Origin of the sequence: Pelagirhabdus alkalitolerans (genome assembly GCF_900096905.1) — a bacterium.
In the GTDB taxonomy this organism is placed as follows: domain Bacteria; phylum Bacillota; class Bacilli; order Bacillales; family Amphibacillaceae; genus Pelagirhabdus; species Pelagirhabdus alkalitolerans.
In genome coordinates this window covers 18632-33819 of record NZ_FMYI01000010.1, presented here as the reverse complement: position 1 = coordinate 33819, position 15188 = coordinate 18632, and the positions used below count along the sequence as shown (strand labels likewise).

Below are 15188 nucleotides of genomic sequence, written 5' to 3'. Positions count from 1 at the left end.
CAATAAGGAGGTGCAAGACGAGTATGGCACGTATTGCAGGTATTGATATTCCACGTGAAAAACGTGTACAAATTTCATTAACTTACATCTTTGGTGTAGGTAAATCAAAAGCTAAAGCAATTGTCGAAGAAGCTGGCGTTGATGGAAACACACGCGTTCGTGACTTAACAGAAGATGAATTAGGTCGCATTCGTAACGTTATTAACCAAGAAACAACAGAAGGTGATCTTCGTCGTGAAGTATCACTTAACATCAAACGTTTAATTGAAATCGGCTCTTACAGAGGACTTCGTCACCGTCGTAGTCTACCACTACGCGGACAAAAGACTAAGAACAACGCTCGCACACGTAAAGGCCCAAGTAAAACAATTGCGAACAAACGAAAATAAGCATTAAAGGAGGTTTATCAATCTAATGGCTCGTAAAACCAATACACGTAAAAAACGCGTGAAAAAGAATATTGACACGGGTGTGGCTCACATTCGTTCAACATTTAATAACACAATTGTTACGATTACGGACGTACAAGGTAACGCAGTTAGCTGGAGCAGTGCTGGTGCGTTAGGCTTTAGAGGTTCACGTAAATCAACACCATTTGCAGCACAAATGGCAGCAGAAGCTGCAGGTAAAGCTGCGCAAGAACATGGTTTAAAAACATTAGAAGTAACTGTAAAAGGTCCTGGTGCAGGTCGTGAAGCGGCAATCCGTGCTCTTCAAGCTACTGGCTTAGAAGTAACAGCGATTGTTGATGTTACACCAGTTCCTCACAATGGCTGTCGCCCACCAAAACGTCGCCGTGTATAATTTTATCCGTATAGAATTTGTCACCATGTCTATAATGGATGATAATCGCTTAAAGTAGAACGTTTGAAGGTATTAAGCTTTGACCATTCTCGGATTTAGCATCTTTAGTGGATAGACAACATATACGAATAGAAGATAGTGCAGAAACGGGAACTGCCTACCTGAGGAATTTCGGTTAGACAGATGTCTAACCGGGGTTTCGACGTTCAAAGGAGGGTTTTATAAATGATCGAAATAGAAAAGCCAAAGATAGAAGCTGTAGAAATCAGTGATGATGCTACATTTGGAAAGTTTGTCGTAGAACCACTAGAACGTGGATATGGGACTACACTAGGAAACTCCTTGCGTCGTATTCTATTATCCTCACTTCCTGGTGCTGCAGTAACATCTGTACAAATTGATGGCGTGCTTCACGAGTACTCTACGATCGAAGGCGTTGTAGAAGACGTTACGACGGTTGTTCTTAATCTCAAGCAGTTAGCCCTTAAAGTTTACTCTGAAGAGGAAAAAACACTAGAGATTGATGTGCAAGGTGAAGGTGTCGTTACAGCTGCAGATATTACTTATGATAGTGATGTGGAAATCCTTAATCCGGATCTTCATATCGCCACATTAGGAAGCAACGCTAATTTACGCATGAAGATTACTGCTGAACGTGGCCGTGGCTACCGTCCAGCGGATGTTAATAATCATGACGAGCGACCAATTGGTGTTATTCCAGTTGACTCAATTTTCACACCTGTATCACGTGCAACTTTCCAAGTGGAAAACACACGTGTTGGTCAAATTACGAATTTCGATAAGTTAACACTTGATGTTTGGACAGACGGAAGCATTCGCCCAGAAGAAGCTGTTTCTTTAGGTGCGAAAATTTTCACTGAACACTTAGATATCTTTGTTGGCTTAACTGATGAGGCTAAAAGTGCTGAAATCATGATCGAAAAAGAAGAAGACCAAAAAGAAAAAGTGCTCGAGATGACAATTGAAGAACTCGATTTATCGGTTCGTTCTTACAACTGTTTAAAACGTGCGGGTATCAATACCGTACAAGAGCTCGCTAATAAATCAGAAGATGATATGATGAAGGTTCGTAACTTAGGACGTAAATCACTTGAAGAAGTGAAGCATAAGTTAGATGACTTGGGCTTAGGCCTTCGTAAAGAAGAATAGTCATACAACCTTTAGAGAATTCGAGAAAAGGAGGGTATCAAGATGGCTAGAAAACTAGGTAGAACAACAGATGCGCGAATGGCAATGTTAAGAAACCTTGCAACTGACTTGATTATTAATGAGCGTTTAGAAACGACTGAAGCGAAAGCAAAAGAGTTGCGTTCAGTTGTTGAGAAGATGATCACTTTAGGTAAGCGCGGTGATCTACACGCTCGTCGTCAAGCATCATCTTTCCTATATAAGAAAGATGCTAGCGAAACTGAAGATGCAGTTCAAAAACTTTTCAATGATATCGCAACACGTTATGAGGACCGCCAAGGTGGTTACACACGTGTACTAAAGCTAGGACCTCGTCGTGGTGATGGTGCAGAAATGGCGATTATTGAGTTAGTTTAATATAAACCATACAAGATGAAGGGCAGGATCAAGTCTCTAACGAGAGGTGAATCCAAGCCCTTTTTTTGTGTTTGAAATCATTTATCAAAACTAATTTTCTTGTGATTAGATCAAACGTTTAAAATGTTGTCAAAATAAGATGTGAACACTGTGTGAATGTGATAAAATATGAAGTTAAGTACGAAGAGACGGATCTTCAGACATCTTTTCTTCGGAAAATCATTTCCAGGGAAATAATTTGTCGGGAGTTGGGGGAATTAAGATGAATCAAACACAGATAGAGTTTCGAAATGTGTCATTTCGTTATGCTGATGATCAACCATGGGTGCTAAAGGATGTTAGTTTCACCATTCGCTCAGACCAATCGGTGGCGATTATTGGTCATAATGGTTCAGGGAAATCGACGATCGCCAAATTAATTAATGGTTTATTATTTCCTGACGAAGGTGAAATAATTGTACACGGGACAAGCGTGAACGAAAATACGATATGGGATGTAAGAAAAAAAGTCGGTATGGTTTTTCAAAATCCAGATAATCAGTTTGTCGGTACAACGGTACGAGATGATGTTGCATTTGGACTTGAAAATAGGGGTATTGAAAGAATCGACATGATTCAACGCATTGATTCAAGTTTAGCTGCGGTTCGTATGAAAGATTATCTTTTACATGAACCACATCGCTTATCTGGAGGTCAAAAGCAGCGTGTTGCCATTGCGGGTGTGTTAGCCATTAGACCCGATGTCATTATATTAGACGAAGCAACCGCCATGCTTGATCCTAAAGGTCGGCAAGAGATTTTAACAACAGTGAATGAAGTCAAACAAAATCATCCACTAAATTTAATTACGATTACACATGATTTAAATGAAATCATTTCAGCTGATAGAGTGATTGTTATGAATGATGGTGAGGTCTGGTTAGAAACGAAACCGAGGGATCTTTTCACTAAAGAAGAAGCACTACAATCAATCGGTCTAGATGTACCGTTTAGCGCGAAATTAGCGAATGAATTAAAACGACTCAACATTGAGTTAGAAAGAACACCACTTGATCAAAAGGAGTTACTGGATGCTTTATGGACATATCATTTAAAAACGTAAGTCATACTTACCAACCGAATAGCCCATTTGAATACACTGCACTGAACGATTTGTCCTTTTCCATTGATCGTGGTTCTTATGTTGCAATTGTCGGACACACTGGCTCAGGCAAGTCGACACTGATTCAGCATTTAAACGGTTTACTTAAGCCCACATCGGGTCAAGTTAAGATGGGGGACTTCACCTTAGCACCTGATGAAAAAACGTCTAATATTAAAATGTTACGTAAACAAGTGGGGATTGTCTTTCAATATCCAGAGCATCAGCTATTTGAAGAGACGATTGAAAAAGACATAGCTTTTGGTCCGAAAAATTTTGGGGCTACTGATGACGAAATACAAGAGCGTATTCCAAAAGTTATGCAGGCTGTTCAGTTATCAGAAGATTTGTTAGATCGCTCGCCGTTTGATTTAAGCGGTGGCCAAATGAGACGAGTTGCGATTGCTGGTGTGCTTGCGATGAACCCACGCGTGCTCGTTCTAGATGAACCGACCGCAGGGTTAGATCCTAAAGGTCAAAAAGAAATGATGGACATGTTTTATTCGTTACATGAATCAGAAGATTTAACGACAATTCTCGTGACACATAGTATGGAGGATGCCCTCGAATATGCGGATCATGTCATCATTTTAGAAAATGGTAAAAAGTTTATGGAAGGCAATCCAGAAGATATTTTTGTTCAAAAAGAGAAATTGCAGCAGGTGCAACTCGATATTCCAGAAAAAATTGCCTTTCTTAAAGCGTTTGAAGAACGTTTCAGCCGCGATATGCCTTATGTGCACTCAGACATGAAACAACTAGCAAAAACGATTCAGAGCGTCGTGAAAGGGGATGAGATAGATGGCTAGTTCTTTAATTATTGGTCAATACGTCCCCAGCCAGTCGATGATTCATAGACTCGATCCTCGTACGAAAATGATTATTATCTTCTTGTTTGTCGTCTTTGTTTTTTTTGCTAATAACTTTATGAGTTATGGTTGGTTGACTTTGTTTGCAGCTTTTACTGCACTAAGTACAAAGATCAGACTCCGGTATATTGCTAAAGGACTAACACCTGTGTGGTTTTTAATCGTGTTTACCTTTTTCTTACACTTGTTTGTCACACATGAAGGCGACATTCTCTTCCGAATTATAGGGTTTCCTATTTATTCAGGTGCAATCGCCCAAGGCATTCAAATTTCAATAAGGTTCTTTTTATTAATCTTGTTTACATCGATGTTAACGTTAACGACAACGCCAATTGAAATTACAGACGCCATTGAAACGCTCTTAAATCCATTGAAACGATTTAGGTTTCCGGTGCATGAATTGGCACTCATGATGTCTATTTCATTGCGCTTTATTCCTACATTAATGCAAGAGGCTGAAAAGATTTCAAAAGCGCAAGCCTCAAGAGGTGTAGATTTTAAAACAGGCCCTATTAAAGACCGGATCCAAGCAGTCGTTCCATTGCTTGTGCCATTGTTTGTCAGTGCGTTTAAACGTGCAGAAGAGTTAGCTATGGCGATGGAAGCAAGAGGTTATCAAGGTGGAGAAGGCCGGACTAAACTGAGAGCGCTAGCGATTGAGCGGATCGATTGGTATGCCTTTATCATATTTACTTTCGTATTAACCGGTTTATTTATATTAAGACAGTAAGGAGATACATGTATGCGTCTATTAGCAACGGTCACTTATGACGGGACTTATTACGCAGGTTATCAAATCCAACCGAATCAAACGACCATTCAATCGACAATTGAAAAGGCACTGATGAAGTTGCATAAAGGGGAAACGATTAGAATCTACGCATCTGGTCGGACTGATGCAGGTGTTCATGCATTGGGACAAACCTTTCATTTTGATTCATCTTTATCCATTCCACTCGAAAATTGGACTCGAGCTTTAAATTCACTGCTACCAGCAGATATCGTCGTGACAAATGTGAGAGAAGTTGGCGATCATTTTCACGCACGTTATAACGTTAAACAAAAGACGTATCAATATATGATCGATAATGCACCGATTCCTGATCCATTTCAGCGTCACTATATGCATCATGTTAAACATGAACTTGATCTAAATGCTATGAAAGAAGCATGCTCATATTTAGAAGGTGAGCATGATTTCTCAGCGTTTTGTGCAGCCAACCATACGGTTAAAGGAAGTAAAGTACGAGAGATTTACCTGGCACACATAGAAAAAGAAGGTCACACGATACGTTTCACTGTCTCGGGAAGTGGTTTTTTATACAATATGGTGCGGATTATTGTTGGTACGTTAATGGCAATTGGAGAAGGGAAAATGCCTCCGGAAACCATGCAAAAAATAATCGCATCCAAAGACCGATCGAATGCCGGGAAAACAGCCGCACCTCAAGGGTTATATTTAAAAGAGGTGGAGTATCATACATTCGATTAAAAAAAGCAACGTTTCCGGGTGAACAGCTATTGACATTTCAACGTATTTATTATAAGATGATCTATGGCATTTTATTTCTATACCACGATTGGCCCCGGAAAGTTAATTGTGTAGAATATAAGATCAAATCAACCAAAACTCAAAAATTTTGGACCGAACAAAATTAAAATGGATCGATATACAGGAGGTAATCAACATGCGTACAACTTTCATGGCAAATGAAGCTAACATTGAACGTAAATGGTTAGTTGTTGATGCTGAAGGTCAAACACTTGGTCGTCTTGCAAGTGAAGTGGCAACACTTTTACGCGGTAAGCACAAACCAACGTATACACCACATGTGGATACAGGTGATAACGTGATCATCATCAACGCTGAAAAAATTGAATTAACAGGTAACAAACTGAACGATAAAATGTATTATCGTCACTCAAATCACCCAGGTGGACTTAAGTCTACATCAGCTGGTGTGATGAGAGAGAAGAAACCTGAAAGAATGTTAGAGCTAACCGTTAAAGGTATGCTTCCAAAAGGCAGCCTTGGTCGTAAAATGGCTAAAAAACTACACGTATACCGTGGAGCAGAGCATAAGCATCAAGCACAAAAACCAGAAGCATACGAACTTCGTGGATAATTAAAAGGAGGTAATTAATAGTGGCACAAGTACAATACTACGGAACCGGACGCCGTAAAAAATCAACAGCTCGTGTACGTTTAGTACCAGGAACTGGACGTATGACTGTAAACGACCGTGATGCGGAAGATTTCTTCCCATATGAAACACTACGTACAATCGCTAAACAACCTTTAGCTTTAACAGAAACTGAAGGCAGCTACGATGTATTGGTAAATGTACATGGTGGTGGATTCACTGGACAAGCAGGTGCAATTCGTCATGGTGTAGCACGCGCCCTACTAGAAGCTGACCCAGAATACCGTGGATCACTTAAACGCGCAGGATTCTTAACTCGTGATGCTCGTATGAAAGAGCGTAAGAAATACGGTCTTAAGAAAGCACGTCGTGCACCACAGTTCTCAAAACGTTAATATGTTTTTTACAAAGACTCTTCTCACATTTGTGGGAAGGGTCTTTTTTGTGGTTCTTTGTCAAATGAAGTTGGTGAAGAATAAAAGTCGATTTATTTGATAATAATCCAAACACGTTTTGTAGGAGCGCTCAGCTGCTATGAAACGTGTTTTCTTTGGTGTCGAGATTTTTTCGTTGATACAGTGAACCATGATAAACTCATGGGGATTTTAGCGAATAAAATCGAAGATAAGACAGTATTGAAACTCATCTACAAATACCTTAAAGCAGGTGTGATGGTCAATGGCGTGGCGACTAGAAGTAAAATTGCAACGCCACAAGGCGGTCCGCTTAGCCCGATCCTAGCTAACATCCTTTTAAATGAATTGGATAAGGAACTGGAATTCAGAGGGCACAAGTTCGTCCGTTATGCGGACGACTTTCAAATTTACGTGAAGTCTCGCAAGGCTGGCCAAAGAGTTATGACGAGTGTGACCTCTTTCCTTGAAAAGACGCTGAAGCTAAAAGTGAATAAAGAGAAATCAGCGGTTGATAGACCGTGGAAACGAAAGTTTCTGGGGTTCAGCTTTACAATTGAAAAGCAAACCCGCACTCGCATTCATAAGGAAAGTATCAAACGTCTCAAGGCAAAAGTGAGGAAGCTAACATCACGAAAATCGCCAATTCCAATGGAATTGAGAATCGAACGGCTGAATAAATACCTCAATGGTTGGCTTGGCTATTACGCTCTTGCCGACACAAAGAGTGTCTTTAAAGATCTCGACAAATGGATAAGAAGAAGGCTCCGAATGTGTAAATGGAAAGAATGGATGGTTCCTAAGTCAAGAGTAAGGAATCTTAAAGCACTAGGTGTTCATCCTTCAAAAGCCTATGAATGGGGTAATAGTCGAAAGGGATATTGGCGAGTAGCTCATAGCCCAGTCCCACACAAAAGCCTAGGAAACTCCTATTGGAGAGCCCTAGGCTTAACAAGCTTGTATGGTAGATATCAAATCATACGTCAATCTTAAAGAAACCGCCGTGTACGGAACCGTACGCACGGTGGTGTGAGAGGTCGGGGGTTAGTCACCCCCTCCTACTCGATTGCTTTATTTTATCTTCTGACTATATTTTGACTATATTTATTCTGACTTTAATTATTTTAAGAAGATGTCCGCTGTTTGTTGAATTGACAAAAACAAGTTATGAATGATTTCGCTTTTAAGCCGCATAAAATGGTGAGTGAGGGTTAGCTAAACCTAATATTTAACTTAGAAATAAAAAGGAATGAGGCACTTTAGGATTTTTGGCAGGAATATAATTTCATTTCTTCACGAACTGAATTTGCTAATTCATCTAATTCTAAAACATCTAGGATATTTAACCCTTTTTCTATTAGTGCATTATTATCTTGAATTAGTCCTTTACGAATTAATAGAACAGCTTTCATGTCATAATATCTTAGATTATGGCTCTCCTCAATTAAAATTTCTATTAATGTATGATGCTCTTCTTTTATATTCCCATAAAACATATCATATGACAATTTGTTAAACTTTAATGAGAACTGTATATTATTATTTAAGTTATTTTGGAATTCATTGTATTTATTTGAATTCAGTAATGCTCGGTTATACATATTTTCTATTACTTCCTCTTCGAATAAGAAGAGAATATTGTTAATTAATAAAATATCATCGTAGTACCATGTATCTCTTTTACTGAGATCGTTCCACACAGCTTTTGCTATTTTTTGGGCGGAATACAAATTATTATTGTGTATTTCTAAAAGGGCATTACATACATTCCTTATATTATTTATATGATTATCCTGTTGCTGTATTAAAAAATCATTACACATATTTTTGATGATTTTTAATTCATCTACCTCAAAATTAGCCCTAGTATTTCTAAATGCATTATTGATTCTCCAACGATCATCAAAATCATTATTACTGTACAAGTAGAAGAATTCATCAAATCCTACATTAAGTTTGGATAAAATATTATAAAAATTAAAAATACCTGGAGTTATTAAACCTCTTTCGATTTTACTGTAAGTTGTTCTAGACATTACATTTTCAGTAATTTCCTTTTGCTTTAATCCCTTACCTTGTCTAACCTCCTTAATTATTTTCGAAAAGATCTCCATATCTAAATTCAATTGTTAACCCCCCCCAAAAAATGTGATTATTGTATTCATTTTAATAGTATCATATTTTACGTGTTACTATCTATGTATATTTTATTAATACAATATATGGGAGGGGGCGAATAAAATGTTAAAGTTGTTGATTATCTGGATGACTGGTTGATAAGAGTAATATTCATTCGAATATTCAATTAAGATTCTTCATCTTTAGTGTTTATATTTGCTTCTAATTTTATCTAGGCGTTTATCAAAGTGAAGGAGTTAAAAATGAGAGGAGGTGATCTCATATGAATAGTAGTGTTTTAAAAAGGGAGATAAAGATATTAGTATTCTTCTCCGTAGCAATGCTCGTATTTCTATTGGTATTTAACACAAAGTATTTTGCGGCGGTAAACCTTGGAATATCTTCAGGTACTGCTACAGCAGTTTATCATTCGCTGAAATGGATTGGTTGGGGCGCAACAGCAGCGGCTATAATTTCATCATTTGGTCTTGGGGCATTAGGGGCTCAAGCTATCTGGGCGGCTGTAAAGAAATGGTCGCTTAATAAATTTATAACATGGTAGTACTTATCCGGATAATAGTATTATAAAGGAGGTAATAATTTATGTCGCATGAATTAAAAAAAGAAGCAGTATTACTTTTTTCATTTACTTTGATTCTTAGTGCAACAATACCTGCACTTCCTACTTTTTTTGCAGCAGTAAACTTGGGGATAAGTCAAGGTTTAGCAACTAACGTGTATTATGCACTGCAATGGGTCAGCTGGGGCGCAACAGCAGCGGCTATAATTTCATCATTTGGTCTTGGGGCATTAGGGGCTCAAGCTATCTGGGCGGCTGTAAAGAAATGGTCGCTTAATAAATTTGTTACTTGGTAATGACAAAGAGACCTTTGGTGCGTTCGTAATACACCAAAGGTCTTAAGATGAGTGAGGGTGTGTGATGAGAGGATATTCAGGATTGCTTCGAAATTTTTACAGAGAAAAAATGGTATTAATAGAGGATAAAACAGCAAGTGTATTACCTGAATTAAAAGGGTTAGTTCAATTTATTTTACCTTTCTATTTTCTTTTACAAATACCTGGTTTTTTCATCCCTTTAATAATTGATTTATCACGAATCACCTATATACAGTATGTATTAGGTCACTATCTGGTTGAGAGTTTATTGTTGTGTTTAGCTATACATTTGTTCATTAGTTTACAAATACTTAACTTTCGTTATGAAAATAAATGTACAAGCTTTTTTGGTAGAAAATTAATGATTCCTTATATACTGCTAAGAAATTATAATACATCTGTTTCTTGGGTTTATGCACAAGCATTATCGTTCTCAATTTTTCATGTCTTATATTTTTTTATTATATTACCTTTTAGCATTATGTCTATGTTCGTCAGTGTACATCATGTGGTAATCAATGACTTACAAAAAAAGAAAATGATAAAAAAAATCTATTCTTTTTTGTTAATTGGAATAATTATGATTGTAGGTACAATTATTTTATATAAAGAACAAGCAGTATTTGATCATGTTATTGGCTCATTGGGTGATTCGAGGGGTTCCGCGCTAAGTATGACGTTTTTATTTTTTATTTGGAATTATTTCGTTTCAAAGCAGAATATGGTAAATGTGCTAATTTATAACCCATTCACAACCCAAACAAACAGTCGATTATTTAATATCCCTTGGATTCAATATGGTTTTAATATTTCTGTACTATTTTTCACCAATATGTTTGAGAAATTAAATGATATACAGGGGCCATTGTTTATTCTTAGCTTTCTGGTCGTATGTTTGCTTCAAAAAAGGAAACATATTCAATTATTAACAATTGAGTCGTTTGGTAATTTTCTTTTTTACCTTAAGCAGATACGCCCAGAAAAAGGAGTAACTCTTCTAAAGAAAGTAGAAAAAAACAATTACATGTTGTTACTCCCAATATTTTTATATACTAATATATGGTTTATCATTAATCAAGAATTTACATTTATTTTATTAACAGGTATTCTCTTTGTGTTGGATGTAGAACTTGATAATTTTCTCATTCTTGTTTTTCGAAAAGTCCTTGATACGAATGAGCTTAAAAATCTTTTTTTAGTGACCATTAAAGGTCTTTCTACGGTTATTTTGATTGCTTTTATACCGATTAATTTGGTTCTCTTTTATATTAATGAAATATCTCCAAGAAACATTGTAGGAGGCATGCTTATCCCTCTAAGCACACTATTGATTTGTACGTGGATGATAAAACATTACTGGTCTCAAGGTTTTTTTAATGACTTGTATAAGACGTAAGGAGATAAGACGATGATTAAGGTGAATGATTTAAATTATAGTATTGGTGGAAGTCCTATTTTAAAAGACTTGACTTTTCATGTGCCGAAAAAGGCTCTTACGGTTTTAATTGGTCCAAATGGTGTTGGTAAGACAACTACACTAGAATTACTTTCAGGTGTTAGGAAAATTAATAATGACAGTGTTGAATCAATTATTAAAAAGCACAGGATTTTATATTTAGATATGGAATTATTGATCTTTGAGGAGTTAACAACTAAAGAGTATGTTGATTTAATTGCTGACATAAATAATTTAAATACTCAAGACATAAAAGTAACGTTAAGAGATTTTGAGCCAATGAATTTAGAAGATTTTTATCATGTTAGAATAGGAGGATTATCTCTAGGTCAAAAACAAAAACTTACTTTATTCACAGGTTTTTTAACAAAACCAGATGTTTTACTATTTGATGAACCATTTAATGCACTTGATTATAAATCTCAAAATCATCTGAAAAATCTATTTAATGAATACAAGAAAGATATAACCTTTTTAATAACAACACATAGTTTAGACAATCTAGAAGAATATGTGGATTCTTGTATTTTATTATTCGAAGGGCGAATAGAAAAACAAACTTATAATAATGGTGGAGTTTCCTATGGAATCAATTATGTTATCGAAAAGTACAAACAAACATAGAGTCTTATTCATAACTTTGGTAGATATTTCATTAATTATAACTACAATTATACTTGGATATTTGTTTGGTGGTTTGTTAGATTTAGATAATCTAGCACCTCATCAATCAGATATATCTGGCTCAACTATTTTCTTTCATAATTTAACAGTATCCATAGCTATTATCATCTTTACAAGTATTATAGCTTATCCTGTAATTATAGTTAACAGTTTCTTTTTAGGGCTTAGTTTGAATATTGGAATTGATATTTTTGGATTTTTATATGTATTAAATATAATGGCATATCATGTTCCAATCGAGATCCTCGGTTGGTTATTAAGTCTGAATATTGCGCGAAAAGTATTAGATTTATATAAAAGACGAAAAAAAATACAGCTAAAGCAAGTTTTAAAACAAACTCTTTACTTGGCAGGAGTTTATTTAATCGCCGCGTATATTGAGAGAATTACATTTATACTATTTGGATAATGGAGGGAACTTGGGTGATAAAACTTTCAAAAGGTCAAAAATGGCTTCTGCTGTTACTTGTTATTTACTATATATTATCTATTCAATTAATTGCTCAGTCTCTTGTTATTAATGAAATTGATGATCTTGATTTTACTAATGTTTTTAGGGATGAAAATACACTGATTCTTTTCGTTAATACAACTATTGTTATATTTTCGATCATTTTACTACTATTTCAATCTTTTATTTATCGTTTGCTCATCTTACTATTTAAAGTAGAACGATTTCCTTCATTAATGAAAAGTGCATTTTATTTATTTGTTGGATACGTTCCCTTTATAGCGCTTACAATATTAATTTATTTTCTAATGGGTGGAGATTATCTTGTTGACATAGTACAAACACCTTTTTTTCGCGTTGGCAATATATTTATAGTCAACCTTATATATGTTCTTTTAGTTTTAAAAGGTAATTTTCTAGAGCTAAGGAAAACTATCGTTTTTGGAGTTATGCTTATAAGCATAAATTCATTATTACTACTATTTAACTTTTAGATAAGGGAGATTCAAAATGTTTATTGATTTTAAGAAACATGTGGTGAGACATCATCCACTTATAGTTATTGGATCCATTACTATACTATGTGCTTCAATACAATATTTAATTTTATCTGATTTAGAAATAAATCAGATACACAGTATTTATGGAGATTTTAATCAAAGTGCTATTTTTCAAAAGTTAACCATGGATCTGTGCTCCGTTTTTTTGATTATATATTATGTCTTCACATCAGCTTCATCAATTATTTCAGATTACAAATATGGAGTTTTTATTTATGATTTAGCGCGGGGAGTATCCTCTCTCGAAATTATTATAACAAGATATCTAAGCTTATTATTATATGTATTATTATCTAATTTTATTGCGATATTTATAACAACTATTATTAGTATCTTTTATGGTGGTATGGAGATCGATTTACTGAAAAACGGTTCGATTTTATTATTCTCACTCAGCTATAAATCGGCTTTTTACATTGCGCTAGCGATCTTCATAGCATTACTCTTTAAAAACTATGTTCTTTCTTTGTCTATATTCTTTATAGCAGAAGTCATTCAACTAATCTTCTACAGGCAGATTTCGGAACATACATTTAGATCAGTGATTATCTTTAATCATTTAGATGTAAAACATTATTTTAATTTACCTGCTGAAATATCTCGATACCAAGATTCATTTTTTACAACTATTTTAGTTTTTTTAACATATACAGTTGTATTGCTCTTTGTATCTGCGTATATCTTTAAACATAAAAGAATCACATAAATCACTGAATAGGAGGATTATTAATGGGTATTGAGTGTGTAGGTGTTTCAAAGTCAATCAAAAAACACTCAATTATTTCAGATGTGTCTTTCAAATTTCACAATGGAATAATATACGGGTTATCAGGAGAGAATGCGTCAGGAAAAACAACTATTATGAGGTTATTGTCAGGTATCGACTCTCCAAGCCAGGGACAGATATTGATTAATGAATTTAATATTTTTATGAATAAAAAAGACGCTTTAAAGCACGTAGGCGTTCATATAGAGTACGCTCGGTTATATCCATTTATGACAGGGAGACAAAATTTAGATTGTTTTCTAAATAAAAAAGAGAAAGATAATCCAGACTTTGAGCTGTTAATTAAAGATTTTGGACTCACTGAATCTATAAATAAGAAAGTCAGCTCCTATTCACTTGGTATGAAACAAAAGTTATCTTTAATTATTGCTCTTATGAGAGGGACAAATTGTCTTTTATTAGATGAACCTACTAATGGACTTGATGATAAAAGTATTTCTGTATTTAAAAAGGTGATTTGCAAATACGCAAAACATTACAAGACAACTATTTTAATTGCAACTCATGAAATACAAGATCTCCAAGACATTTTTGATTACATATTCAAAATTGAAGATGGGGTATTAAATTCAAGTTCTAAAAAATAAAATTTCAAATAAACACGCTGTTTTATTTGAAATTGACGTTTTAAAAGTAAGCATCAAATAGCCCACACCCATTATTCAGGTCTGGGCTTGTGCTATTATTAAGTTACTTCTTACTTGGTGTGCGACAACCTTCTGGTATATCGCCTGACCAAGGTATATAATTTTGGATTTCATTAGGAACTGTCACATCTATGTTCGAAAGTTCTTCAATTAAATAGTTTAAGTATGCATAGGGATTAAGCTTATTGGCCTTAGCTGTTTCAACGACACTATAAATAAGAGCGCTACTTTTGGTCTCCTTCGCCGTGTTGCTGAAAAGCCGATTTTTTCTTACTATGACAAAGGGCTTAATGGCTCTCTCCGCACGATTATTATTCAACTCCAATCGCCCATCGAAAAGAAATGCTCCGAATTTAAGCCACTGTGACTTGCAGTATTTGATGGCTTTACCCAATGCACTTTTTGGTAACACTTTCGGCGCCTGTACGTTTAGCCATTTGGAAAATGCATCTAAGATGGGAAGGCTTAATTTCCCCCTTTTTTGATAACGCTCAACGGCATCCAAGTCTCTAATGATTAGTTCAATGATTTTACCTTCTGAAACCGCAAAAAATTCTGGTTTTCCGCCTGTTTGTTCAATTTCATAGTCATCACTTGATTGTTCTTTTAGGTCAGATCCGGTTAACTTATCCTCGTTCTCTTGATCTTCTT

Annotated in this window: 20 protein-coding genes and 1 pseudogene; 19 read left to right on the top strand and 2 right to left on the bottom strand. The window is 35.5% G+C overall.

The genetic code is table 11. From position 1 onward, the window contains the following. The first annotated feature begins 23 nt into the window (after positions 1–23). The 11 genes and pseudogenes from rpsM to BLR62_RS10630 all read left to right on the top strand — a co-directional run. Positions 24–389, top strand: coding sequence for a 30S ribosomal protein S13 (gene rpsM, locus BLR62_RS10680; RefSeq protein WP_090796764.1), 366 nt, complete (start codon positions 24–26; stop codon positions 387–389). Positions 390–414: 25 nt separating this feature from the next. After that, the gene (gene rpsK, locus BLR62_RS10675) at positions 415–804 is read left to right on the top strand and encodes a 30S ribosomal protein S11 (RefSeq protein WP_090796761.1); all 390 of its coding nucleotides are present in this window, start codon (positions 415–417) and stop codon (positions 802–804) included. Positions 805–1029: 225 nt separating this feature from the next. After that, positions 1030–1974, top strand: a complete 945-nt coding sequence (locus BLR62_RS10670) for a DNA-directed RNA polymerase subunit alpha (RefSeq protein WP_090796760.1) — start codon at positions 1030–1032, stop codon at positions 1972–1974. 42 nt (positions 1975–2016) lie between these two features. Further along, a complete protein-coding gene (rplQ, locus tag BLR62_RS10665; RefSeq protein WP_090796757.1) occupies positions 2017–2370 on the top strand; it encodes a 50S ribosomal protein L17 in 354 nt (117 codons plus the stop codon). 262 nt (positions 2371–2632) lie between these two features. Beyond that, complete coding sequence (locus BLR62_RS10660; RefSeq protein WP_090796754.1) at positions 2633–3472, top strand: energy-coupling factor ABC transporter ATP-binding protein; 840 nt, start codon at positions 2633–2635, stop codon at positions 3470–3472. Continuing rightward, positions 3448–4320: an energy-coupling factor ABC transporter ATP-binding protein gene (locus BLR62_RS10655; protein WP_090796752.1), complete on the top strand. Its 873-nt coding sequence runs from the start codon at positions 3448–3450 to the stop codon at positions 4318–4320. Before BLR62_RS10660 ends, BLR62_RS10655 begins: the two co-directional genes overlap by 25 nt. Next, a complete protein-coding gene (locus BLR62_RS10650; RefSeq protein ID WP_090796750.1) occupies positions 4313–5110 on the top strand; it encodes an energy-coupling factor transporter transmembrane component T family protein in 798 nt (265 codons plus the stop codon). The genes BLR62_RS10655 and BLR62_RS10650 overlap by 8 nt, the downstream gene beginning before the upstream one ends. A 12-nt stretch (positions 5111–5122) precedes the next feature. After that, a complete protein-coding gene (gene truA, locus BLR62_RS10645) occupies positions 5123–5872 on the top strand; it encodes a tRNA pseudouridine(38-40) synthase TruA (protein WP_090796747.1) in 750 nt (249 codons plus the stop codon). Between the two features lie 196 nt (positions 5873–6068). Continuing rightward, complete coding sequence (gene rplM, locus BLR62_RS10640; protein ID WP_090796745.1) at positions 6069–6506, top strand: 50S ribosomal protein L13; 438 nt, start codon at positions 6069–6071, stop codon at positions 6504–6506. Between the two features lie 20 nt (positions 6507–6526). Further along, on the top strand, positions 6527–6919 hold the full coding sequence (gene rpsI, locus BLR62_RS10635) for a 30S ribosomal protein S9 (protein ID WP_090796742.1): 393 nt from the start codon (positions 6527–6529) through the stop codon (positions 6917–6919). Between the two features lie 171 nt (positions 6920–7090). Further along, positions 7091–7930: pseudogene (locus BLR62_RS10630) on the top strand (group II intron maturase-specific domain-containing protein); the annotation flags it as partial. A 266-nt stretch (positions 7931–8196) separates the two neighbouring features. Here the strand turns inward: BLR62_RS10630 and BLR62_RS10625 are convergent. Then, positions 8197–9063: a helix-turn-helix domain-containing protein gene (locus BLR62_RS10625; protein ID WP_090796739.1), complete on the bottom strand. Its 867-nt coding sequence runs from the start codon at positions 9061–9063 to the stop codon at positions 8197–8199. A 275-nt stretch (positions 9064–9338) separates the two neighbouring features. Between BLR62_RS10625 and BLR62_RS10620 the strand changes: the two genes are divergently transcribed. The 8 genes from BLR62_RS10620 to BLR62_RS10585 all read left to right on the top strand — a co-directional run bounded on the left by BLR62_RS10620 (position 9339) and on the right by BLR62_RS10585 (position 14477). Beyond that, positions 9339–9617 carry a hypothetical protein gene (locus tag BLR62_RS10620; RefSeq protein ID WP_090796738.1) on the top strand — a complete coding sequence of 93 codons (279 nt, stop codon included), beginning with the start codon at positions 9339–9341 and terminating at the stop codon, positions 9615–9617. Positions 9618–9658: 41 nt separating this feature from the next. After that, the gene (locus tag BLR62_RS10615) at positions 9659–9931 is read left to right on the top strand and encodes a hypothetical protein (RefSeq protein ID WP_090796737.1); all 273 of its coding nucleotides are present in this window, start codon (positions 9659–9661) and stop codon (positions 9929–9931) included. Between the two features lie 64 nt (positions 9932–9995). Further along, positions 9996–11348, top strand: a complete 1353-nt coding sequence (locus tag BLR62_RS10610; protein WP_090796734.1) for a hypothetical protein — start codon at positions 9996–9998, stop codon at positions 11346–11348. Between the two features lie 12 nt (positions 11349–11360). Further along, on the top strand, positions 11361–12032 hold the full coding sequence (locus tag BLR62_RS10605; RefSeq protein ID WP_090796733.1) for an ATP-binding cassette domain-containing protein: 672 nt from the start codon (positions 11361–11363) through the stop codon (positions 12030–12032). After that, positions 11992–12501 (top strand): stage II sporulation protein M, encoded by a 510-nt coding sequence (locus tag BLR62_RS10600; protein WP_176759282.1) that lies wholly within the window; start codon positions 11992–11994, stop codon positions 12499–12501. The genes BLR62_RS10605 and BLR62_RS10600 overlap by 41 nt, the downstream gene beginning before the upstream one ends. Before the next feature lie 14 nt (positions 12502–12515). After that, positions 12516–13037 carry a hypothetical protein gene (locus tag BLR62_RS10595; protein WP_090796728.1) on the top strand — a complete coding sequence of 174 codons (522 nt, stop codon included), beginning with the start codon at positions 12516–12518 and terminating at the stop codon, positions 13035–13037. Between the two features lie 16 nt (positions 13038–13053). Beyond that, positions 13054–13809 carry an ABC transporter permease subunit gene (locus BLR62_RS10590; protein WP_090796726.1) on the top strand — a complete coding sequence of 252 codons (756 nt, stop codon included), beginning with the start codon at positions 13054–13056 and terminating at the stop codon, positions 13807–13809. 23 nt (positions 13810–13832) lie between these two features. After that, positions 13833–14477 carry an ABC transporter ATP-binding protein gene (locus BLR62_RS10585; protein ID WP_090796724.1) on the top strand — a complete coding sequence of 215 codons (645 nt, stop codon included), beginning with the start codon at positions 13833–13835 and terminating at the stop codon, positions 14475–14477. A gap of 103 nt (positions 14478–14580) precedes the next feature. On the opposite strand, the gene BLR62_RS10580 is transcribed toward BLR62_RS10585, so the two are convergent. Next, positions 14581–15042, bottom strand: a complete 462-nt coding sequence (locus tag BLR62_RS10580) for an IS66 family transposase (protein WP_245719456.1) — start codon at positions 15040–15042, stop codon at positions 14581–14583. Between the last annotated feature and the right edge of the window lie 146 nt (positions 15043–15188).

Coding starts and splice junctions, on each gene's coding strand:
- rpsM (WP_090796764.1), top strand. CDS start 24: ATGGCACGTATTGCAGGTATTGATATTCCACGTGAAAAACGTGTACAA.
- rpsK (WP_090796761.1), top strand. CDS start 415: ATGGCTCGTAAAACCAATACACGTAAAAAACGCGTGAAAAAGAATATT.
- BLR62_RS10670 (WP_090796760.1), top strand. CDS start 1,030: ATGATCGAAATAGAAAAGCCAAAGATAGAAGCTGTAGAAATCAGTGAT.
- rplQ (WP_090796757.1), top strand. CDS start 2,017: ATGGCTAGAAAACTAGGTAGAACAACAGATGCGCGAATGGCAATGTTA.
- BLR62_RS10660 (WP_090796754.1), top strand. CDS start 2,633: ATGAATCAAACACAGATAGAGTTTCGAAATGTGTCATTTCGTTATGCT.
- BLR62_RS10655 (WP_090796752.1), top strand. CDS start 3,448: ATGGACATATCATTTAAAAACGTAAGTCATACTTACCAACCGAATAGC.
- BLR62_RS10650 (WP_090796750.1), top strand. CDS start 4,313: ATGGCTAGTTCTTTAATTATTGGTCAATACGTCCCCAGCCAGTCGATG.
- truA (WP_090796747.1), top strand. CDS start 5,123: ATGCGTCTATTAGCAACGGTCACTTATGACGGGACTTATTACGCAGGT.
- rplM (WP_090796745.1), top strand. CDS start 6,069: ATGCGTACAACTTTCATGGCAAATGAAGCTAACATTGAACGTAAATGG.
- BLR62_RS10620 (WP_090796738.1), top strand. CDS start 9,339: ATGAATAGTAGTGTTTTAAAAAGGGAGATAAAGATATTAGTATTCTTC.
- BLR62_RS10615 (WP_090796737.1), top strand. CDS start 9,659: ATGTCGCATGAATTAAAAAAAGAAGCAGTATTACTTTTTTCATTTACT.
- BLR62_RS10610 (WP_090796734.1), top strand. CDS start 9,996: ATGAGAGGATATTCAGGATTGCTTCGAAATTTTTACAGAGAAAAAATG.
- BLR62_RS10605 (WP_090796733.1), top strand. CDS start 11,361: ATGATTAAGGTGAATGATTTAAATTATAGTATTGGTGGAAGTCCTATT.
- BLR62_RS10600 (WP_176759282.1), top strand. CDS start 11,992: ATGGAATCAATTATGTTATCGAAAAGTACAAACAAACATAGAGTCTTA.
- BLR62_RS10590 (WP_090796726.1), top strand. CDS start 13,054: ATGTTTATTGATTTTAAGAAACATGTGGTGAGACATCATCCACTTATA.
- BLR62_RS10585 (WP_090796724.1), top strand. CDS start 13,833: ATGGGTATTGAGTGTGTAGGTGTTTCAAAGTCAATCAAAAAACACTCA.